The sequence below is a fragment of the Opacimonas viscosa genome (genome assembly GCF_024199005.1).
Taxonomy (GTDB): Bacteria; Pseudomonadota; Gammaproteobacteria; order Enterobacterales; family Alteromonadaceae; genus Opacimonas; species Opacimonas viscosa.
Genome location: NZ_JANATA010000016.1, coordinates 1 through 19,563 on the forward strand (window position 1 = coordinate 1; position 19,563 = coordinate 19,563).

21 protein-coding genes are annotated in these 19,563 nt (G+C 41.8%); 13 read left to right on the forward strand and 8 right to left on the reverse strand.

The genetic code is table 11. From position 1 onward, the window contains the following. From ftsY to rpoH, 5 genes are all read left to right on the forward strand, one after another. Positions 1-1,040 (forward strand): signal recognition particle-docking protein FtsY (gene ftsY, locus NLF92_RS09255; RefSeq protein ID WP_254101115.1); only part of this gene is annotated, 1,040 nt, incomplete at its 5' end. Between the two features lie 34 nt (positions 1,041-1,074). Then, on the forward strand, positions 1,075-1,818 hold the full coding sequence (gene ftsE / locus NLF92_RS09260) for a cell division ATP-binding protein FtsE (RefSeq protein WP_254101117.1): 744 nt from the start codon (positions 1,075-1,077) through the stop codon (positions 1,816-1,818). Then, positions 1,818-2,798 (forward strand): permease-like cell division protein FtsX, encoded by a 981-nt coding sequence (gene ftsX / locus NLF92_RS09265; protein ID WP_254101119.1) that lies wholly within the window; start codon positions 1,818-1,820, stop codon positions 2,796-2,798. The genes ftsE and ftsX overlap by 1 nt, the downstream gene beginning before the upstream one ends. A 186-nt stretch (positions 2,799-2,984) precedes the next feature. After that, positions 2,985-3,245, forward strand: a complete 261-nt coding sequence (locus NLF92_RS09270; protein ID WP_254101121.1) for a hypothetical protein — start codon at positions 2,985-2,987, stop codon at positions 3,243-3,245. A 267-nt stretch (positions 3,246-3,512) separates the two neighbouring features. Beyond that, positions 3,513-4,364, forward strand: a complete 852-nt coding sequence (gene rpoH, locus NLF92_RS09275) for an RNA polymerase sigma factor RpoH (RefSeq protein WP_254101123.1) — start codon at positions 3,513-3,515, stop codon at positions 4,362-4,364. 124 nt (positions 4,365-4,488) lie between these two features. Here rpoH and NLF92_RS09280 read toward each other — a convergent pair whose 3' ends face one another. From NLF92_RS09280 to pip, 3 genes are read right to left on the reverse strand one after another with little or no spacing between them, the layout of a single operon-like run. After that, positions 4,489-5,424 (reverse strand): bifunctional GNAT family N-acetyltransferase/hotdog fold thioesterase, encoded by a 936-nt coding sequence (locus NLF92_RS09280; protein ID WP_254101125.1) that lies wholly within the window; start codon positions 5,422-5,424, stop codon positions 4,489-4,491. Between the two features lie 9 nt (positions 5,425-5,433). Further along, positions 5,434-5,874: a D-aminoacyl-tRNA deacylase gene (gene dtd / locus NLF92_RS09285; RefSeq protein WP_254101127.1), complete on the reverse strand. Its 441-nt coding sequence runs from the start codon at positions 5,872-5,874 to the stop codon at positions 5,434-5,436. Positions 5,875-5,891: 17 nt separating this feature from the next. Further along, positions 5,892-6,857: a prolyl aminopeptidase gene (gene pip, locus NLF92_RS09290; protein WP_254101129.1), complete on the reverse strand. Its 966-nt coding sequence runs from the start codon at positions 6,855-6,857 to the stop codon at positions 5,892-5,894. 85 nt (positions 6,858-6,942) lie between these two features. Here pip and NLF92_RS09295 point away from each other — a divergent pair, with 85 nt between their 5' ends. Then, on the forward strand, positions 6,943-7,176 hold the full coding sequence (locus tag NLF92_RS09295) for a hypothetical protein (RefSeq protein ID WP_254101131.1): 234 nt from the start codon (positions 6,943-6,945) through the stop codon (positions 7,174-7,176). Next, positions 7,169-7,816, forward strand: a complete 648-nt coding sequence (locus NLF92_RS09300) for a DUF2959 domain-containing protein (protein WP_254101133.1) — start codon at positions 7,169-7,171, stop codon at positions 7,814-7,816. The genes NLF92_RS09295 and NLF92_RS09300 overlap by 8 nt, the downstream gene beginning before the upstream one ends. Here the strand turns inward: NLF92_RS09300 and NLF92_RS09305 are convergent. Then, the gene (locus tag NLF92_RS09305) at positions 7,794-8,681 is read right to left on the reverse strand and encodes a virulence factor BrkB family protein (RefSeq protein ID WP_254101135.1); all 888 of its coding nucleotides are present in this window, start codon (positions 8,679-8,681) and stop codon (positions 7,794-7,796) included. The two genes, NLF92_RS09300 and NLF92_RS09305, sit on opposite strands and share 23 nt — an antisense overlap. 111 nt (positions 8,682-8,792) lie before the next feature. Beyond that, positions 8,793-9,680: a methylenetetrahydrofolate reductase gene (metF, locus tag NLF92_RS09310; RefSeq protein WP_254101137.1), complete on the reverse strand. Its 888-nt coding sequence runs from the start codon at positions 9,678-9,680 to the stop codon at positions 8,793-8,795. A gap of 146 nt (positions 9,681-9,826) precedes the next feature. On the opposite strand from metF, the gene metJ reads away from it, so the two are divergent. Further along, the gene (metJ, locus tag NLF92_RS09315; protein WP_254101139.1) at positions 9,827-10,162 is read left to right on the forward strand and encodes a met regulon transcriptional regulator MetJ; all 336 of its coding nucleotides are present in this window, start codon (positions 9,827-9,829) and stop codon (positions 10,160-10,162) included. Here the strand turns inward: metJ and NLF92_RS09320 are convergent. After that, positions 10,146-11,390, reverse strand: a complete 1,245-nt coding sequence (locus NLF92_RS09320; RefSeq protein WP_254101141.1) for a malic enzyme-like NAD(P)-binding protein — start codon at positions 11,388-11,390, stop codon at positions 10,146-10,148. The two genes, metJ and NLF92_RS09320, sit on opposite strands and share 17 nt — an antisense overlap. Positions 11,391-11,574: 184 nt before the next feature. Beyond that, the gene (gene rpmE / locus NLF92_RS09325) at positions 11,575-11,787 is read right to left on the reverse strand and encodes a 50S ribosomal protein L31 (RefSeq protein WP_254101143.1); all 213 of its coding nucleotides are present in this window, start codon (positions 11,785-11,787) and stop codon (positions 11,575-11,577) included. A gap of 172 nt (positions 11,788-11,959) precedes the next feature. Here rpmE and priA point away from each other — a divergent pair, with 172 nt between their 5' ends. The 5 genes from priA (at position 11,960) to gtfA (ending at position 18,505) form a co-directional block, all read left to right on the forward strand. Further along, positions 11,960-14,194 (forward strand): primosomal protein N', encoded by a 2,235-nt coding sequence (priA, locus tag NLF92_RS09330; RefSeq protein WP_254101145.1) that lies wholly within the window; start codon positions 11,960-11,962, stop codon positions 14,192-14,194. A gap of 44 nt (positions 14,195-14,238) precedes the next feature. Further along, complete coding sequence (locus NLF92_RS09335; protein ID WP_254101147.1) at positions 14,239-14,811, forward strand: SPOR domain-containing protein; 573 nt, start codon at positions 14,239-14,241, stop codon at positions 14,809-14,811. A gap of 190 nt (positions 14,812-15,001) precedes the next feature. Further along, a complete protein-coding gene (hslV, locus tag NLF92_RS09340; RefSeq protein WP_254101149.1) occupies positions 15,002-15,526 on the forward strand; it encodes an ATP-dependent protease subunit HslV in 525 nt (174 codons plus the stop codon). A 23-nt stretch (positions 15,527-15,549) separates the two neighbouring features. After that, the gene (gene hslU, locus NLF92_RS09345) at positions 15,550-16,878 is read left to right on the forward strand and encodes an ATP-dependent protease ATPase subunit HslU (protein ID WP_254101151.1); all 1,329 of its coding nucleotides are present in this window, start codon (positions 15,550-15,552) and stop codon (positions 16,876-16,878) included. A gap of 160 nt (positions 16,879-17,038) precedes the next feature. Further along, positions 17,039-18,505 (forward strand): sucrose phosphorylase, encoded by a 1,467-nt coding sequence (gene gtfA / locus NLF92_RS09350; RefSeq protein WP_254101153.1) that lies wholly within the window; start codon positions 17,039-17,041, stop codon positions 18,503-18,505. Here the strand turns inward: gtfA and NLF92_RS09355 are convergent. Next, a complete protein-coding gene (locus NLF92_RS09355) occupies positions 18,498-19,526 on the reverse strand; it encodes a LacI family DNA-binding transcriptional regulator (protein ID WP_254101155.1) in 1,029 nt (342 codons plus the stop codon). The genes gtfA and NLF92_RS09355 overlap by 8 nt on opposite strands. Between the last annotated feature and the right edge of the window lie 37 nt (positions 19,527-19,563).

Genomic DNA, 19,563 nt, shown 5'->3' on the forward strand with positions numbered 1-19,563 from the left:
AACCTGCGGCGATTGTAGCGGAGGAACCTGCGGCGATTGTAGCGGAGGAACCTGCGGCGATTGTAGCGGAGGAACCTGCTACGGCTGACGAAAAAACAAAGAATGAAGCCGCTCCTGGTTTTTTTGCTTCATTAGCCTCTCGCCTGTCACGTACCAAACAGAATATTGGCAGTGGGTTTGTCAATCTCTTTCGCGGGCGAAAGATTGACGACGAACTTTATGAAGAACTAGAAACACAATTGCTCGTGGCTGATGTGGGAATGAAAACAACCCAAGATATCATTACGCATCTAACCAAGACCGCTGATAAGTCTACACTTCGTGAAGCGGATGCTTTGTATGATGAACTCAAAACATATATGTCAGGTCTACTAGATGATGTCCAAGCGCCATTAGATGTGGATAAGAGTGATGGCCCATTTGTGATCTTGATGGTAGGGGTCAATGGCGTAGGGAAGACCACTACCATTGGTAAAATGGCTAAACAGTTTCAAGCTCAAGGTAAGAAAGTCATGTTAGCAGCAGGAGATACTTTTAGGGCCGCAGCAGTTGAGCAACTCCAAGTATGGGGAGAACGCAATGATATCCCAGTGGTCGCTCAACACACTGGTGCAGACAGTGCTTCGGTGTTGTTTGATGCTTTGCAGTCAGCAGCCGCAAAAGATATCGATATCTTAATTGCTGATACAGCTGGACGACTACAAAATAAAGACCATTTAATGGCTGAACTAGAAAAAGTGGTACGGGTCATGAAAAAAGTTAACCCAGATGCGCCACATGAGGTTATGTTGACTCTAGATGCCGGAACTGGCCAAAATGCAATTTCGCAGGCTAAGTTGTTCAATGACGCAGTAGGTATCACCGGTATTACTTTAAGTAAGCTTGATGGTACCGCAAAAGGCGGAGTTATTTTCCCAATTGCTGCGGAATTACAGATCCCCATTCGTTATATTGGAGTGGGAGAGGGCATTGATGATTTACGCGCCTTTGACAGTACTGAATTCATTTCTGCGTTATTTGCACAAGAAGATAACGCCTAAATACGTAACTAGTAAACTAACTTAAGTTGCTCTTATGATTAAATTTGATGATGTCAGTAAAACATATCCAGGGGGGCAATTAGCCTTACAAAAGGTCAATTTTCACGTTGCTAAAGGTGAAATGGCTTTTTTAACAGGTCACTCCGGTGCGGGTAAGTCGACCATCCTCAAATTAATTAGTTTGATGGAACGTCCTAGTGTTGGGCGCGTATTGATAAACGGGCATGACCTTGGACAACTTTCGCATAAAGATATTCCATATATCCGACGTGACATTGGTATGATTTTCCAGTCTCACCAGCTACTTATGGACCGAACCGTATTTGATAATGTCGCCCTACCTTTGGTGATAGAAGGGTATTCACGCAAACAAATTACTAAAAGAGTGCATGCAGCATTGGATTTGGTGGGGTTGTTAAGTCGTGCACAAAATGCGCCTATGGCACTTTCTGGAGGGCAACAACAGCGTGTCGGTATTGCCCGTGCGATAGTTAACCGTCCTCCCTTGTTATTGGCTGATGAGCCAACAGGTAATTTAGATCCGAAATTGTCTATGGAAATTATGCGTCTCTTTGAAGCACTTAATCAATCTGGGATGAGTGTGTTTATTGCGACTCATGATTTGGGTTTAATAGCACGTATGAAATATCGCAATTTGACGATTAAAAATGGTCGCCTCATCGAGGATGGGCTCCAAGAAGACGTCTTGTTGAATGAAACGAATACCAAATTACCTTCAGACGTACATGTAGATAATGATACGCCGAGGTATCGTTAATGAGTTTATTATTTGCAGGTCGTAAAACAGCTGTCACCGAACATAAGGTTGGGATAGTACAAAGATTTGTCATGACCGTTCTGAATCATTTTCGCCAGTTATTGGCGAGTTTAGGTGAGTTGTGGCGCCAACCTTTAGCGTCACTCATGACCATTGGCGTTTTAGGGCTTTCGATCACCTTACCCAGTACGTTGTATTTATTGGTTAAAAACACAGAACAGGTCACCGCCGGATGGGAACAAGCTGGAGAAATATCGCTATACCTAAAACCCAACACTAGTGTAGCCCAGGCCCAACAATTACGCTTAGCCGTGTCTTTGTTTAGTGAGGTCGAAGCGGCTGAATTAGTGACAGCAGACAACGCCCTTATAGAATTCGAACAAGCCTCAGGCTTAACTAATTCACTGGCATATTTAGATAAAAATCCATTACCTCACGTTATTTTGATCACGCCCAAAGCGAGTTATGTACAACCAAATGCTGCACGGACATTGGTGAAAAAGCTTGAGCGACAAACTCATGTGGATTTTGGTAAGTTGGATATAGAGTGGCTAGAGCGTTTGTATGCAACCGTCAGTGTTGCACGAGATGTCGTGTGGATTGTTGCTATTTTGTTATGCGTCTCAGTGGTGCTTATTATTGGGAATACCATCAGGTTAAATATACTTAGTCAACGTGAAGAAATTATCATCATGAAATTAGTGGGTGCGACCGATAATTTTATTCGGTTCCCATTTTTATATACCGGAATGTGGTACGGTTTACTCGGTGGTGTTTTAGCGTGGATTTTAATTGCTTTCTTGTTGTGGTGGCTACAGTCAGGTATCGCCAATTTAGCCAATTTGTACCAAACTCAGTTCACACTTACTGGCTTAGATACTACTGCGTTAGGCGTTATTTTACTGCTGTCTATCATTTTAGGCTTATTAGGTTCGATTATCTCGGTACAAAAACATATCAAAGAGATTGAGCCAAAATAAAAGACAATCTCACCGATGAGTTTTGCTCTAATATGTGAAAATTTGACACCCTTATAGGGTTGTGATTATATGCGAGGCAAACAATCATCCTATGTATGTCGAGACTTTAAATCGCACAGTAGTTGGCGGTTTAGATTCACCTGACACATTTTGTACCCCATCAGGATAAGTCCAAAGGTTATATTCATGAACGAAATTACCCAATATGTCGATCTCAAGCGCATGGCGTTTTTGTCTGCTGCGGTTTTGTGTATCCCACTGGTGGCGATGCTAGCTACTGAACAAGTCAGATGGCACATCGTTGATTTTATCGTCGCGTTTGCCCTGTTTTTCCTGGCAGGTAGCAGTATTCAGTTGACGATTAAGCATCCTAAACCCCTTTACAAATTTAGTGCTGCACTGGTATTTATGACGGTTGCTATTCTTTGGGTAATACTCGCAGCTTAATCGTTATCAGTATATTGTATAAATGTACGGTTATTTTGGATGAAATTATTTATTTCAGTACAAAAGGCTTGAATTTGGAAGTTTTAACACAATATTAACTTGAACTATTAGCATTTATGCTAGTCTATGTTATGGTGTTAGATATTGTTGCGTTGGTCTCATTTTATCCTGTCTTAGACACTTGCCAGCGACACATATTTTTAAGTAAAATATAAATACAGAATTTACTTAAAATTGAATATTTATTGAATTTTACGAGGTTTTTTAATGACACAGTCAATGCAACTAGCATTAAGTTTACCGCAAAGCGGAAGCATTGAAAGCTACGTACAATCTATTTCTTCGATTCCTATGCTTTCAGCAGAGCAGGAAAAGTCACTTGCAGATCGCCTTTATCATGAAGGTGATGTTGAAGCTGCTCGTGAGTTGGTCATGTCTCATCTGCGTTTTGTTGTGCATATTGCTAAATCTTATTCAGGCTATGGCCTACCCCAAGCGGATCTTATCCAAGAAGGTAATATCGGTTTGATGAAAGCGGTGAAACGCTTCAACCCTGATGTAGGTGTTCGCCTGGTATCTTTTGCGGTCCACTGGATAAAAGCTGAGATCCATGAATTTGTATTAAAAAATTGGCGTATCGTGAAAGTAGCTACGACCAAAGCGCAACGTAAATTATTTTTTAATTTACGAAAATCTAAAAAGCGTTTAGGTTGGTTCACGCATGACGAAGTCCAAAAGGTAGCTGAAGAATTAGGTGTCAGTGAAAAAGAAGTATTGCAGATGGAGGCCCGTATGGGTTCTCAAGATGCTGCTTTTGACCTTTCTGCGGATGACAATGATGATAATCCAAACTATGCGCCTGCGCAGTATTTAGAAGACAAATCAGAGAACGTTGAAGCTGCGGTTATTAACAAAGATTTTGATGACAATGCTGCAAAGCGTCTATATGCAGCAATTAAAACATTGGATGAAAGAAGTCAGCACATTATCGAAACGCGTTGGTTGAATGATAATAAAATGACTCTCCAAGATTTAGCCGCTAAATATGAAGTGTCTGCTGAGCGTGTGAGACAAATTGAAAAGAATGCCATGAAGAAAATACAAGCAGCTATGGCATAATTGCTAAAGTTGGTATTTTGTTCTGCAAGAATTAAAAAGGCTTTTTCTAAGATAGAAAAAGCCTTTTTTTATGATTGTTAACTCGTTTTATTTGTCTTTATTCTTGTTTGTTTTCCAGCAGATTTTAAGCTGAGGTATTTTCAGTGTGCTTACTTTCGCTGGGGCCAGGGTTCAAAATCCAATATACACCGGTGAACTCTGCAACCGCCTTAGTTCCATCCATAATTTTCACGATTAATTCTACTTGCATTTTTTTACCAGAATTCAGCGTTTTGTAAGCTGCTTTGTAGTGTGCAAGATCTGCAATCGCTCTGGGCTGAGCAGTAATGGGTTTATGGTAGTGAATATTACTATCACCCAATACGATATCACCACTGAGACCTTGTTCCCGAAGCTGCAAGTAAATCATGCCCCAGCCAGTTAATGTGGCTAAGGAAAAAATACTGCCGGCAAACATGGTGCCATGTAAGTTGATATTTTTGTTTAAGGAAGCACGTACTTCGAGTGTATCCCCTGAATACTGATAAATCTTGATCCCCATTTGATCAGAAATTGGGATCGTGGTTTGCCAAGTCTCTTGTAAAGTTTGGCACCATTCTGGATGTACCAAAACATGTTGGTTGTTACCCAGTTTTTTTACCATCTGCAGGCGTTTTAAGCGCATTAGATCTTGAGCCGCTTCATCCGCGACGACATAACCACAACTTCTAAAAAAGTGCTCAGAAGTTTCTAAGCTATTGGTAACAGCTCTAATTGCACCATTTTCTACCGCAAAGTTCTCCAGTGCGGATAAAATCACTCTACCCATACCTTTGCCATGCGCATCAAAGCTAACCGCTATATGCCTTATTTGGACTTCTTCAGCGGTATTAAAGTGACAGCGCCCAACCGCAATGATCTCATTCTTGTTATTTAACACCATACGATGCTCAGCGACGTTTTCATATTCGTCCTTTTCTGAGCCTTTGGGGTAATTAAAAGGTTCACGTAGGATTTGCCAACGAAACTGATAGTATTGGCGAAACTGCTCTTCGGTTTTAGGAGTGATTATTTTATACAAGAGAACCTCTTAAACTTGCAGTGAGAAAGTGACAGGACCGTCATTGACTAAACTCACCTGCATATCTGCACCAAACTGTCCGGTTTGGACTAAATTCGTACATGTGTGTTTTAATTCGGCAACAAAGTGATTATAAAGTTCCTCACCTAATGCCGGTGGAGCTCCTCTAGAAAAGCCTGGGCGATTCCCTTTTTGGGTGTCGGCTACGAGAGTAAACTGTGAAACTACTAAGATGTCACCTTGGGACTGCTGGATGTTGATATTCATCTTGCCCTGGTCATCGTTAAACATTCTAAATTTGAGTAATTTAGAGATCATTTTGGTGACTGTTGCTGGAGTGTCGTTGGCTTCAACACCTAGCAGGACCAACATACCTTGTTGGATATCACCTATAGTCGAGCCGGCAACAGAAACGTTTGCTGAGGTAACACGTTGAACTAAAGCAATCATAACAGACCTGTAGAAAACTAATTGATGTCGATAATTTTATACATAGTATCAGTTGCTTGCTTCAACGCAAAGGCTATCCCAGGCTCAGAGGTACTATGCCCTGCGTCGGGAACAATAGTGAGCTGACTGTTGGGCCAGATTTGTTGTAATGAATATGAAGATTCCAGTTTACAGATCATGTCATAGCGACCATGCACAATCATGCCAGGGATGTGATTGATGGCATGGATGTTATCCAAAATGTAATTGTCAGGGATAAAACAATCATTCTTCAAATAGTGACATTCTAGCATAGCTAAGCTAGCAACTTGATGTAAGTCATAATTATATAAAGGGTCACCATATGGATGTTGGATCCTAGAAATACGTTCTTCCCAACCGTACCAAGCACGTAATGCATTTGCTTTGGCAAATTTATTTTTTTGGTTAAAGAGTGTAAAAAAAGCATCACAGATTTCTTTCGTGGTATCTAGATACCCGACATCTTGCACAAAGGCCTCGTAATGCTCTGGGTACAATTGACCCGCACCGCCCTGAGGATGAATATACCAATGGATATCTTGCTCTCGACCCAAAAAAACGCCACGCAATATAAGCCCCAAAGTATGCTCAGGGGCAGCAATTGCAGCTAATAAAGCCAAGGTCGATCCCCAACTGCCACCAAACAATATCCACTTGTCGATGTGTAGATGCTCTCGCAGTGCATGAATATCGTTTAATAAATCTTGAGTCGTATTATTTTCAATGGATGCAAATGGAGTCGAACGGCCACAACCACGTTGCTCAAAACCTATAATGCGATAGATATTAGTATCAAATTGTTTTGAGTAATCAGTGCTTAAACCTGCGCCTGGCCCGCCGTGTATAAAGAGGATCGGGATGCCTTTGGGGTTCCCCGTTTCTTCGACGTAGATCTCATGCCCATGCGTTACAGGCAGCATAAAATGTCGATAAGGATTAGCAGGTGAGTAAAGTTGTGGCATCTAGTTGTTTTTCTTTAAATTATAGTCTAGTTTATCTATTAAATACTGAACAATTACAACCATAATCGAACAATAGGAAAAAATTATGCCTAGTCAAGGATCGGGTGGCAATGTCATCGCAGCAATTTGTAATATCTTCATACCTGGTTTAGGCCAGTTAGTACAAGGCAGAATAGGAAAAGCGCTAATGTTTTTTTTAGTTACTGCCATTTGTTATGGATTAACCGCCACAGTCATATTGGCTATTTTATGGCCAGTAGGTGCGATTTTTCATCTCTGGTCTATTATCGATGCTGCAAAGTTTACCCCTTATGAATAGCCAAGCATTTAAACTGCTGTGCTTGGGAGCCGTGCTTGCCTTGAGTGCTTGTCAGTCGACCTATTATTCGGCTTGGGAAAAACTCGGGGTTGAAAAGCGTGATATTCTTGTTGACCGAGTCGAAGATGCTCGAGATTCACAAACTGCCGCTCAGGAGCAGTTTTCTTCTGCTTTAGCAGAGTTTTCCGCATTAATAAATTTTGATGGTGGTGAATTAGAAGACGTTTATGACAACCTGAAAGGACAGTATGATGATTCAAAATCTGCTGCAACAGCAGTGACTAAACGCATCGATAAGGTGGAAAGTGTCGCAGAAGCACTCTTTGCTGAATGGAAAGCTGAATTGGATTTGTATACCAATGCAAATTTGCAGCGTGATAGTCAGAACAAACTTCGCAATACCAAGCGCCAATATACGAACATGCTCAAAGCTATGCGTAAGGTCGAAAACAGTATGCCGCCTGTGTTGGATGCGTTACAGAACAATGTTTTGTATTTGAAGCATAATTTAAATGCCAGCGCGGTTGGTGCATTAGAGGGTGAACTAGGTGTTATTCGCAAAGATGTGAACCGCTTAGTCAGTGAGATGAATGAAGCGATTAAGCAATCCAATGCGTTTATTCAGTCGATGCAGGGATAGATTCAGGTGTTTCTATCCAAGCCTCTTTAACGGCACAGGTAAATTCGGCGCCAAGTAATACCACTATCCAAGACAGATAAACCCAAACAAACAAGATCGGGATCACGGCTAACGCGCCATAGATTAATTCATAAGAAGGGAAGTTGGCAACATACAACGCGAACCCCTTTTTTGATAGTTCAAATAAAATGGTCGCCAGGATTGCCCCGGATAGCGCGTGTTTGAATTTAACGCGTTCATTGGGCACCAGCATATACAAAATCAAGAATGCAAAAATCGACAGCATACTAGGCACCAGTTTTAACAAAAAGGTACTAAAACCTGGTGTATAAGTATCGGCAAAAGCGGCTAGGCTGATCAAATAAGAACTCACCACAACGCTTGAACCCATCAGGATAGGACCGAGAGTAATGACCATCCAGTAAATAGCAAAGGTGAACATCGTTGGACGCTTTTCTTCAATACGCCAAATTCGATTCAATGTTTTATCAATATTGGAGATCAAGAGCAGAGCAACAACGAGTAAAGATAATATCCCGACTGCGCCCATACTCGAAGCATTACCAACAAATTCTGCAACGTATTCTTGGACGACATTGCCAGAGGTTGGTACAAAGTTATTAAAGATAAAGTCTTCGACTACGGTTCTGACATTTTCAAATGCGGGAAAGGCCGACATTATGGTGAAAAACACCATAATAAAAGGCACTAAAGAAAGCAAAGAAACATACGCTAAATGCCCAGCAGATATGGTAATTTTGTCATTCGCGCAGCGCTTAACAAAATACTGAATCAAGGTGCGTAGGTGAGGTAAAGTGACGGTGCTTAAAAAAGCGAATACCCGCTGAAGTCCATTTACGTGCATGAAGTGCCTTATACGTTTATTTAAATAAAAGCCTAAAAGAGAAGCTTATTAGGCTTTATCGGTCAATAACTACAAAGCTAAACATAGCATAAGTTTTATGTTGTCTCAGGATTAATTGCTCGGTCGAGCACCTAACATATGACAAATGGCATAACTCAATTCACTGCGATTTAACGTATAGAAGTGGAAGTGTTTGACGCCTTCACGTGCTAGCACTTTTACCTGGTCCATAGCAATATTTGCGGCTAACAAATTACGTGTTGTTTGGTCTGAATCGTCTAGTCCATCGTACATTTTATGCAACCAGTTCGGCACATGTACATTGGTAAATCCTGCAAACTTCACTAAGGTTTGGTAATTAGTGACTGGTAAAATCCCCGGTACGATATCGATATCAATCCCTGCCGCTGCCGCACGGTCGCGAAAACGCAAATAGTGAGTGGTATCAAAAAAGAACTGCGTAATTGCTTCATTTGCACCTGCTTCGGCTTTGCGTTTTAAGTTCAGTAGGTCGAATTGGTCATTGGGTGCTTCTGGATGTTTTTCTGGATATGCAGCGACCGATATATCAAAATCAGCAACATCTTTTAGCAAGGTAACTAAGTCACTTGCATACATATCTGGCTTGTCCATCCCAGGTGGTAAATCTCCACGTAAAGCTACGATACGGCGAATACCATTTGCCCAATACTCTTTCGCAATTTGTCGTAACTCATCGGGTTGTGCATCGACACAGGTCAAGTGAGGTACAGCAGGTATCCCGATGTCGTTTTGGATTCGTTTTACAACATTATGTGTTTTGTCACGCTCTCCGGAATTTGCACCATACGTGACCGACATATAATTCGGTTGTAAAGGAGCGAGTCGTTCAACAGACTTCCATAACATATTTTCCATTTTTTCATTACTTGGCGGAAAAAACTCAAACGAGACTTCGATATCTCGTAATTCAGATAAACTTTGGTTAAGGGAATCCACACCTTGAGCAAGGGAAACCATACTTGCGCTCCAGAAAAAAGTATACAATAGACGTTTAGACGTCTAAAATACGAGAATATTAAGCAAGCGTCAACATTTATTGATCCTGCTTAAGACCAAAACCCTACGCAAAATTCGCATAAGTCATAACAAAAGGTAGAACAATAATGACACAGTGGAATGGTAAATATATTCACCCTTACGCAGAGCATGGTAAAAAAAGCGAACAAGTAAAAAAGGTCACCGTTTCTATACCGATGAATGTACTGCAGATCCTCACCGATGAGCGCACACGTCGTCAAGTCAATAACCTTCGTCATGCAACGAATTCAGAATTGTTATGTGAAGCTTTTTTGCATGCGTTTACGGGACAGCCATTACCTGATGATAATGATCTGCGCAAAGATAACCCGAATCGAGTACCAGCCGAAGCCCGTGCTTTGATGGAAGCGATGGGCTTGGACGTGGAATTAGCAAATTCGCAGGTTAGTACTGAAGATTAGTCGGTAACGACTCTAGCTGAGCCACACCTGAGTCAATCGCCGCTTGACCTACTGCTTTTGCTATACGTGAGCATAAACGTGGGTCCATTGGCTTAGGAATAATATAATCTCGACCAAAACTTAATGCTTTAGATTGGCTGGCGATAAGCACTTCTTCTGGGACTTCCTCTTTTGATATTGCTCTAATCGCTTCTACTGCAGCAACCTTCATAGCATCGTTTATGGCGGTAGCTCTGACGTCTAGTGCCCCTCTAAAAATAAACGGGAAACACAAAACATTGTTGACCTGGTTAGGGTAGTCTGAGCGACCCGTTGCCATAATCAAATCATCGCGAGTCGCCATAGCTAATTCAGGTCTGATTTCTGGATCTGGATTTGAACAAGCGAATACTACTGGATTAGGGGCCATCATTTTGAGTGTTTCTGGAGGTAACACATCAGGTCCAGATACACCAACAAAGACATCTGCGCCATCCATGACATCTTCCAGCGTACGTTTGTCCGTATTGTTTGCAAATGCCAATTTGTGAACGGGCAGATTTTCGCGACGGGTATGGATCACACCATTGCGGTCGAGCATATAAATTTTTTCACGCTGTGCGCCACACTTGATGAGTAATTCCATACAAGCGATTGCAGCAGCACCAGCCCCCATACATACAATGGTGACATTACTGATTTCTTTACCTTGAATTTCTAAGGCGTTCAACATCCCGGCAGCTGTGACGATAGCTGTACCGTGTTGATCATCGTGGAAGATAGGGATGCTACAGCGTTTTTGTAATTCTTGTTCTATTTCAAAGCACTCAGGGGCTTTGATATCTTCTAGATTAATACCGCCAAATGTGTCTGCTATATTAGCAACGGTATTGATAAACTCTTCTGTGGTGCGGTGGGTGACTTCAATATCAATCGAATCTATACCAGCAAAACGTTTAAAGAGGAGGGCTTTACCTTCCATTACTGGTTTTGAAGCAAGCGGGCCCAAATTTCCTAAACCGAGGATTGCAGTACCATTTGAGATAACTGCGACAAGGTTGCCCTTGGCTGTGTATTTGTATGCGTTGTTGGCATCGTCTGCAATTTCTCTGACCGGCTCAGCGACACCTGGGCTGTAAGCTAATGCTAAATCTTTTACAGATTCAGCTGGCGTGGTCATCTCTACACTAATTTTTCCTGGCTTGGGAAAGGCGTGGTAGTCTAGCGCCTGTTGACGAAAATCAGACATGATAATGGGTGATCCTTAAAGTATGTTTAGGTGTCCTGTTTTGATGTCGATTTTTATTATTATGCAGTAAATGTATCATACAAATTTGGATTCAACACCTGTGTTTATCTCATACATAAGTGTTAGGGCAAAAAAAAAGCATCTAGAAAGATGCTTTTTTTGGGGAATCAGTAATTAAGCGGTATTATTTTTTGCTTAATGCGCTGAAACGCTTGTTAAAGCGATCTACACGACCACCAGTATCAACGTTACGTTGCTTACCAGTGTAGAAAGGGTGACAAGATGAACATACGTCCAAGTTTAAGTCTTTACCTACTGTAGAACGTACTTTCATTACGTTACCGCATGAACAAGTTGCAGTAATTTCTTCGTAAGTTGGGTGGATACCTGTTTTCATGGTTTACCTCTAAGCTAAGGCCGTATCGCTATACAACCCGAAGTTGCACACCATACGCAATAATATTTTATACAAATCGAACATTCGACTTGCCGTTAAGGGACGCGCATATTAAAGTAAAACGTCTGATTGTGCAAGTATTCCCCGTTCATAATTTTGGAAAAAACGCTAAATGCATTTCATTGAAGTCGCTGTGCCAGTACCTTTGCGCCGAACCTTCCATTATATCTCTGACCAACCTGTTGCACGAGGATGTCGGGTATTGGTGAAATTTGCTAATCGTGAATTAGTTGGTTTAGTGTGCAACGAAGTGACTGAAGCAGATATTGCCGAAGAGATCCTCCCTAAACTTGCTGCAGTGAAAGAAATATTAGACTGTGAACCTGTAGTCAATGAACATTGGTTAGCACTGTTATCATGGCTGGCACAATACTATCAAGCACCGCTAGGGGAAGTGGTCCACACGGCACTTCCAGCTGTGTTACGTAAAGGGGCACCAAGCACTTATACGAAACCAGAAGAGATCGCTTTGCATCCAGATATTGCGGACATACCTTTTAGCGATGCAGCTGCGCATGTTGCAGTGATGCAGTTACAAAAAAAGGCCAAAAAGCAATATGCAGCACTAGCAACCTTGCATAAAGCGTTATCTCATGGTCAACATCTAACGTTAAGTTCAGCACATAAATTAACAAATGCTGCAAGTGTGAAAGCATTACTCGATAAAGAATTAGTGCAAAAACAACCCGGTGTCATTCACTCCGGCGCATGGCTGACTGCTTTGTTGGCAACTGAGTCTACGCATCTATCCCCCAATGTTGAGCAATCTATCGCGATTACCGGTATCAGTAGTCAGTTGAATCAATTTTTTTGTGCCTTAATCGAAGGTGTGACTGGCAGTGGTAAAACCGAAGTTTATTTACAGATTATTGAAAAAGTATTACGCCAAGGCCAGCAAGTTTTGATATTAGTTCCCGAAATTGGACTCACTCCACAAACCGTAGCTCGTTTCGCCAAGCGTTTTGGGATCGAAGTTGGGGTATTGCATTCCGGTCTAAATGACAATGAGCGGATGCAGGTGTGGCAAAAAGCGAGACATAATGAACTTGGCCTAGTGATTGGTACCCGTTCGGCGATTTTTACCCCTTTTGCGCACTTGGGTATGATCATTATAGATGAAGAACATGACGATTCATTTAAACAACAAGATGGATTGCGCTATCATGCCCGTGATCTCGCGATAATGTTGGCTAGGAAATTGGCTATTCCGGTCTTGCTAGGCACCGCAACACCATCCTTAGAATCTTTATATAACGCTAAACAAGAACGTTACCAGCATTATGTATTAACCAACCGTGCAGGTTCGGCGGTTATGGCGCAACAAGCGCTGATAAATATCACCCAACAACAGGTTGAATATGGGTTGACGAACGAAGCGTTGACTCTGATGAAAGAACACCTACAACAGGGTAATCAAGTACTGGTATTTATGAACCGACGCGGTTTTGCACCCGCGGTAGTTTGTCAAAGCTGTGGTGATGTGCATACCTGTCAAGCTTGTGACAAAGCGTACACATATCATCAATTCAACCGCAGTGTACAGTGTCACCAGTGTCTGCACACCCAACCGATGCCTAGACAATGTAGTGCCTGTGGTGGTCGAGATATTTTGACCGAGGGTATTGGGACTGAACAGTTAACCACCGGACTCCAGCAATTATTTCCTGCATATTCGACAATAAGAATCGACTCAGATTCGATGCGTGGCAAACAAACGCTAGCGAAAACATTAGATGCGATAAACAATTTGGAACATCAAATTCTGGTTGGCACCCAAATTTTAGCCAAAGGACATCATTTTGCTCATGTGACCTGTGTCATTATTTTAGATGTCGATGGTGCGTTATTTAGTGCCGACTTTCGCGCTCCGGAAAAGTTAGCGCAGCTCGTCACACAAATCTCTGGTCGAGCAGGGCGGGCTGAAAAACCTGGTGTCACTTATTTACAAACAGCACAGCCAGGCCATCCATTGCTCCAAGATTTAATTAACAATGGCTATCAACATTTTGCTGAGTTTGCCCTACATGAACGCAAAGCGTTAAATCAACCGCCATACAGCTTCCAAGCGTTACTCAGGGCCGAAGATCAGGATATCCGTAAAATCATGACATTCTTACAAACCATGCTAGGTTTTGTTGGGCATATGCAGCATTTAAATGTTGCAGGGCCAGTGCCATGTCTGATTGAGAAAAAGCAGAACCGATACCGTTATTGTGTAGTGTTACAATCCACCAACCGTTCGTATTTACAGAAGGTATTGGGTTTGTTAATGCCTGAATGTGAAGCTAAAGCAAATGAATTGCGTATTAGATGGTCAATCGATGTGGATAACATAGATTTTAGCTAGGGAACGACATACAATAGATGCGGATCCCTTAATTAGTATTTTCCATGGCTCAAAAAGATTACGTTAAACGCAAACCTGCTCCTCGTAAGAAAGCATCAGCAAAGAAACAACCCGTACCTACTTCTTCGGTAGCCAAGTTTAAGGTGGCGCTAGCTTTGTGTGTATTAGCCGCTTTCGGTGGCGGGATCTATTGGTTAGGTACCATAGACGGTGCCCAAGTCGAACAAGAGTCAGTCACTGAAGAGACTATACAAAAACCAAAGATCGCAGAACCCACCAGCATCGATGAAAAAGATCCCTTACCAGAATTACCCAAAGAAGAGTTTAAGTTTTTTGCTGAACTACCTGGGTATGAAGTTGAGGTAGATGTAGAAGCTATCGAATCTGATAAGCGGTACTTGATGCAATGTGGCTCTTTTCGCGCCTATGACCAAGCCGATGAAATGCGAGCCAAGATGGCGTTCGTTGGGTTAGAACCACAGATACGTGGTTCACAAAATGGTTGGTATAGAGTGGTCTTAGGTCCTTATACCAGTAAACGCCGTGCTGAGAAAGACCGTCATACTTTGCAAAGAACCAATATTAACAGTTGCCAGATATGGTTGTGGAATTTGTAAGTCATACTGCACAATGTCATTTTGATCATCATGGTTCGCTTACTCGAACCTGTTGAGCATCTTTCTTTGCTAGATGCCCCTTTGTCTTTTCCTGTTGAGTGAATCATTTTCCTCTTGAAAAAATAAAACATCCCCCCACATAAATCCTATTGTGCTAATCAATATTGGCGAAGTTTATTAAGGATTTTCTATGACAACTATTGTATCGGTAAGACGTGGTGACCAAGTGGTGATCGCTGGGGATGGCCAAGTATCATTGGGTAATACCGTAATGAAAGGTAACGCCCGCAAAGTACGCCGTCTATATAACGATAAGGTATTAGCTGGTTTTGCCGGTGGTACAGCTGATGCATTTACGCTTTTTGAGAAGTTTGAAGCGAAATTAGAAATGCATCAAGGGCATTTGACCAAGGCGGCTGTTGAGTTAGCAAAAGATTGGCGAACGGATCGGATGCTGCGTAAGTTAGAGGCCCTTTTAGCGGTAGCTGATCACACCGCATCATTAGTGATTACGGGTAACGGTGATGTGATACAGCCTGAGCAAGATTTGATTGCGATTGGCTCAGGTGGTCCTTTTGCCCAAGCTGCAGCAACAGCGCTATTGGCAAATACTGAATTAAATGCAGAGGAAATCGCTACGAAGGCATTAACGATTGCTGGCGATATTTGTGTTTATACTAATCAAAATCAAACGGTTGAAACCCTAGATTACTAACTTTTTGTAGTAGGAAATTATTTATGTCGGAAATGACCCCCAGAGAAATTGTCAGTGAATTAGATGGTCATATTATTGGTCAGCAAGATGCAAAAAGAGCGGTATCTATCGCGTTACGTAACCGCTGGCGTCGTATGCAGTTACCTGCAGAATTACGCCAAGAAGTAAGTCCTAAGAATATTTTAATGATCGGTCCTACAGGGGTCGGTAAAACAGAAATAGCACGTCGTTTAGCAAAACTGGCGAATGCCCCTTTTGTAAAAGTCGAAGCCACAAAATTTACTGAAGTAGGTTATGTGGGCAAGGAAGTTGAGACGATTATTCGTGATCTTACTGATATCGCCGTGAAAATGGTCAAAGAACAGGCCATGAAAAAAGTCACATTCCGAGCAGAGGAAGCGGCTGAAGAGCGTATCTTAGATATTTTGATCCCTCCACCAGAAAATATCTTTGGCGACAAAGAAGAAGTCGATAACAAATCGACGCGTCAGGCTTTTCGCAAGAAATTACGTGAAGGCAAATTAGATGACAAAGAGATCGAGATTGACGTAGCTGCTCCGCAAGTCGGAGTTGAGATTATGGCTCCTCCAGGCATGGAAGAAATGACCAATCAATTACAAGGTATGTTCCAAAACTTATCAAGTAATGAAAAGAAAAAGAAAAAACTTCCCGTTAAAGACGCGTTAAAGTTACTTATTGACGAAGAAGCAGCCAAGATGGTCAACAAAGAAGACTTGAAACAAGATGCGATAGAAGCGGTTGAACAAAACGGGATCGTGTTTATTGATGAGATTGATAAAATCTGTAAACGCGAAGGCACAACCAGTGCGGATGTTTCGCGTGAGGGTGTACAAAGAGATTTATTGCCGATTATTGAAGGCTCTACCGTATCGACCAAGCATGGTATGGTTAAAACTGACCATATTTTGTTTATTGCATCAGGTGCATTCCAGATGAGCAAACCCTCAGATTTGATCCCAGAATTACAAGGTCGTTTGCCAATCCGTGTTGAGTTAAGTGCATTGAGCGTTGAAGACTTTACTCGTATCTTAACTGAGCCCAATGCATCATTAACGGAGCAATATATTGCTTTGTTAGGTACAGAAGGTGTGACAGTTTCATTTACCGAAGATGGTATAAATCGCATTGCAGAAGCTGCATGGCAAGTTAATGAGCGCACTGAAAACATCGGTGCTCGTCGCTTGCATACAGTAATGGAACGCTTGATGGAAAGTATCTCTTATGAGGCGAGTGAAAAGAGTGGTGAGCAACTTACTGTCGATAAAGAATATGTCAACAAACACCTTGAGCTACTTGTCGATAATGAAGATTTAAGTCGCTACATTCTATAAATGTTGTATAGGTATCTCTGACTCTGGTACCTGAAAAATAAGTCAATGTTAAAAAAGCATCCAGTTTCCTAATGGATGCTTTTTTTTGTTTACAGGGATTCAACTGGCGCATATACTTAATCGATTAAGACAATATGTATTTTTACGCAAGAGAGTGTTTATGGCCTACGCAAATAAAGTTCAACTAATTACTTACATCGACCGCTTAGGAGGTAGTGATACTCAAGCATTGCACTCTGTATTAAAGCAAAATTTCCCAAATGCTTTTGGTGGGGTACATCTCTTACCCTTTTATTATCCGATGGATGGTGAAGATGCAGGTTTTGACCCGATTGATCATACGGCATTAGATAATCGTTTAGGCTCTTGGGATGATATTCAAGCTTTAGGTCAAGACTACGACTTAATGGCAGATATGATTGTCAATCATATGTCAGCCCAATCAAACCCGTTTAAAGATGTCCTGGCCAAAGGCCAGCAATCTGAATTTTGGGACTTGTTTTTAACCAAGAATAAAGTATTCCCTGCAGGAGCTAGCGCAGAAGATATCGCCAAAATATATCGTCCGCGCCCAACATCACCATTTACGACTCTGCCGGTGGGAAATAGTGGAGCAACTGAAGATTTTTGGACGACGTTTACATCTAACCAAATCGACGTAGATGTGACGTCACAGCAAGGTAAAGATTATCTAGAACGTATTTTGCAAGCGTTTGCACAGAACAACATAAAACTGATTCGTTTAGATGCCGCAGGTTATGCAATTAAGCAAGCGGGTACTTCTTGTTTTATGATGGAAGAAACGTTTGAGTTTATTCAGAACTTATCACGCCGTGCCAATGAGTTAGGGATGACATGCTTGGTTGAAATCCATTCATATCACAAGATACAATGTGAAATAGCACGTCGTTGTGACTTGGTTTATGATTTTGCACTGCCACCATTAGTATTGCATAGCTTGATTAACCAAGATTTTGCACCATTGCATACCTGGTTAGAAATGGCCCCTAAAAACTGTATTACAGTACTGGATACGCACGATGGTATTGGTATTGTTGACGTTGGTGCAGAAGGTGAACAGCCAGGTTTATTAACCCCGGAACAGATTGATACCTTAGTTGAGAAAATCCACGAGAATAGTCATGGTGAAAGCCGAAAAGCAACAGGTGCAGCAGCGTCTAATGTCGATTTGTATCAAGTAAATTGCTCTTTTTACAGTGCACTAGGCTCTGATGATTACCAATATTTATTAGCGCGTGCGATCCAGTTTTTTGCACCGGGTACACCACAAGTCTATTATGGCGGGTTATTAGCGTTAGAAAATGATATGGATTTGTTAGCTAAAACCGCAGTAGGTCGAGATATTAATCGCCCTTACTTGACCCCTGAAAAAGTACAAGAGGCTGCTCAGAAACCTGTCGTTCAGGCCTTGTTGAAATTATGTGAGCTACGTAATACTCATGCTTGTTTTGCCGGTGAGTACAGCCAAGCACTCAATGCTGATCGATACACCATGGCGTGGACCCAAGGTACTGAGACACTGACTTTGACGATCGCGTTAACGGATTTACAAGCCACGATTGTCAGTGGTGACGATGTTTATACCTTAGCAGAGTGGCTCAACTAGCTTTTGGGCAAGACTCACCAAAAATAACATCATGGGGTAAAATGATGCTTTCAGCGCTGCCGGAAAGGAGTAGTTCAGCACTTTTTACCCCTTTTTCTTCACTGTTTTGCAATACAGTGGTCAAGTTTGGTTGATACCGCTGACCTTCTTTAGTCCCATCAAAACCGACTACTCGAATATCTTCTGGAACACGTAATCCTTGATCTCTAGCCGCTCGGATGAAGTAAAGGGCAATTAGGTCTGACATACAATAAACGATATTAGGTCTAGGACTGATAGTGAGTACTTCTTTAGCTGCACGCATAGCATGTGTCTCAATATTTTCTGGGATACTCCATAAATGGTCGTAATCAAAAATAACGTCTGCTGCTGCAAATGCCGTTTCATAACCTTGTAAACGTCGACGGGTAATTGAGATTTCTGGTTCGTACATTTTTGTGTCGTACACGCGACATGTCACCGGGGAGTCGATCAAACGCAATCCAATTACCGCTATGCGATCGCCTTTTTTTAAGGTTTGCTGGGCTACGACCTGAGTGGCTGCGCTATTATCGATGTTTAAGCTAGGGAAGTTGCCCAAGTTGAAATCAACGGTTACTACGGGCTTGGTCGAATTTTTAAGCGCATTCACTAAATTTCCATTAGTGGGTGAACCATAGCATAAATAACCATCCACAAAATCGTTTACGCTTGATAAGTCATTGGAAGAGCCTGACACTAACAGCAGTTGTTGCTGTTGTTCTTCAAATACGCGCGATGCCCCTTTGACAAACGTTGATGCAATAGCGTCAGATACGACATATTGAATCGAATCAACCAATACCACAGCGATAATGCCTGTTTTGCCACGACGCAACGAACGAGCTGCTTTATTTGGACCGGAATACCCGAGTTCTTCACACTTTGCTAAAATCTCTTCTCTTCTTTTAACGGAGAGTTGGTCTGGTTTATTAAAAGCGTTTGATATTGTTGCGGTAGAAACGCCAAGTTCCTGAGCAACCGATTTTAGTGTAAGATTCATGAATACAGACTTATTAAGTTAAACAATTAAGAAAAGA

Bases quoted from the DNA above. Each gene is read 5' to 3' on its own strand.
- NLF92_RS09320 (WP_254101141.1), bottom strand. From the start codon at position 11,390: ATGTCTGATTTTCGTCAACAGGCGCTAGACTACCACGCCTTTCCCAAG.
- ftsE (WP_254101117.1), top strand. From the start codon at position 1,075: ATGATTAAATTTGATGATGTCAGTAAAACATATCCAGGGGGGCAATTA.
- metJ (WP_254101139.1), top strand. From the start codon at position 9,827: ATGACACAGTGGAATGGTAAATATATTCACCCTTACGCAGAGCATGGT.
- hslU (WP_254101151.1), top strand. From the start codon at position 15,550: ATGTCGGAAATGACCCCCAGAGAAATTGTCAGTGAATTAGATGGTCAT.
- dtd (WP_254101127.1), bottom strand. From the start codon at position 5,874: ATGATTGCTTTAGTTCAACGTGTTACCTCAGCAAACGTTTCTGTTGCC.
- NLF92_RS09335 (WP_254101147.1), top strand. From the start codon at position 14,239: ATGGCTCAAAAAGATTACGTTAAACGCAAACCTGCTCCTCGTAAGAAA.
- pip (WP_254101129.1), bottom strand. From the start codon at position 6,857: ATGCCACAACTTTACTCACCTGCTAATCCTTATCGACATTTTATGCTG.
- NLF92_RS09355 (WP_254101155.1), bottom strand. From the start codon at position 19,526: ATGAATCTTACACTAAAATCGGTTGCTCAGGAACTTGGCGTTTCTACC.
- priA (WP_254101145.1), top strand. From the start codon at position 11,960: ATGCATTTCATTGAAGTCGCTGTGCCAGTACCTTTGCGCCGAACCTTC.
- NLF92_RS09270 (WP_254101121.1), top strand. From the start codon at position 2,985: ATGAACGAAATTACCCAATATGTCGATCTCAAGCGCATGGCGTTTTTG.
- hslV (WP_254101149.1), top strand. From the start codon at position 15,002: ATGACAACTATTGTATCGGTAAGACGTGGTGACCAAGTGGTGATCGCT.
- NLF92_RS09295 (WP_254101131.1), top strand. From the start codon at position 6,943: ATGCCTAGTCAAGGATCGGGTGGCAATGTCATCGCAGCAATTTGTAAT.
- NLF92_RS09300 (WP_254101133.1), top strand. From the start codon at position 7,169: ATGAATAGCCAAGCATTTAAACTGCTGTGCTTGGGAGCCGTGCTTGCC.
- ftsX (WP_254101119.1), top strand. From the start codon at position 1,818: ATGAGTTTATTATTTGCAGGTCGTAAAACAGCTGTCACCGAACATAAG.
- rpmE (WP_254101143.1), bottom strand. From the start codon at position 11,787: ATGAAAACAGGTATCCACCCAACTTACGAAGAAATTACTGCAACTTGT.
- gtfA (WP_254101153.1), top strand. From the start codon at position 17,039: ATGGCCTACGCAAATAAAGTTCAACTAATTACTTACATCGACCGCTTA.
- metF (WP_254101137.1), bottom strand. From the start codon at position 9,680: ATGGTTTCCCTTGCTCAAGGTGTGGATTCCCTTAACCAAAGTTTATCT.
- rpoH (WP_254101123.1), top strand. From the start codon at position 3,513: ATGACACAGTCAATGCAACTAGCATTAAGTTTACCGCAAAGCGGAAGC.
- NLF92_RS09305 (WP_254101135.1), bottom strand. From the start codon at position 8,681: ATGCACGTAAATGGACTTCAGCGGGTATTCGCTTTTTTAAGCACCGTC.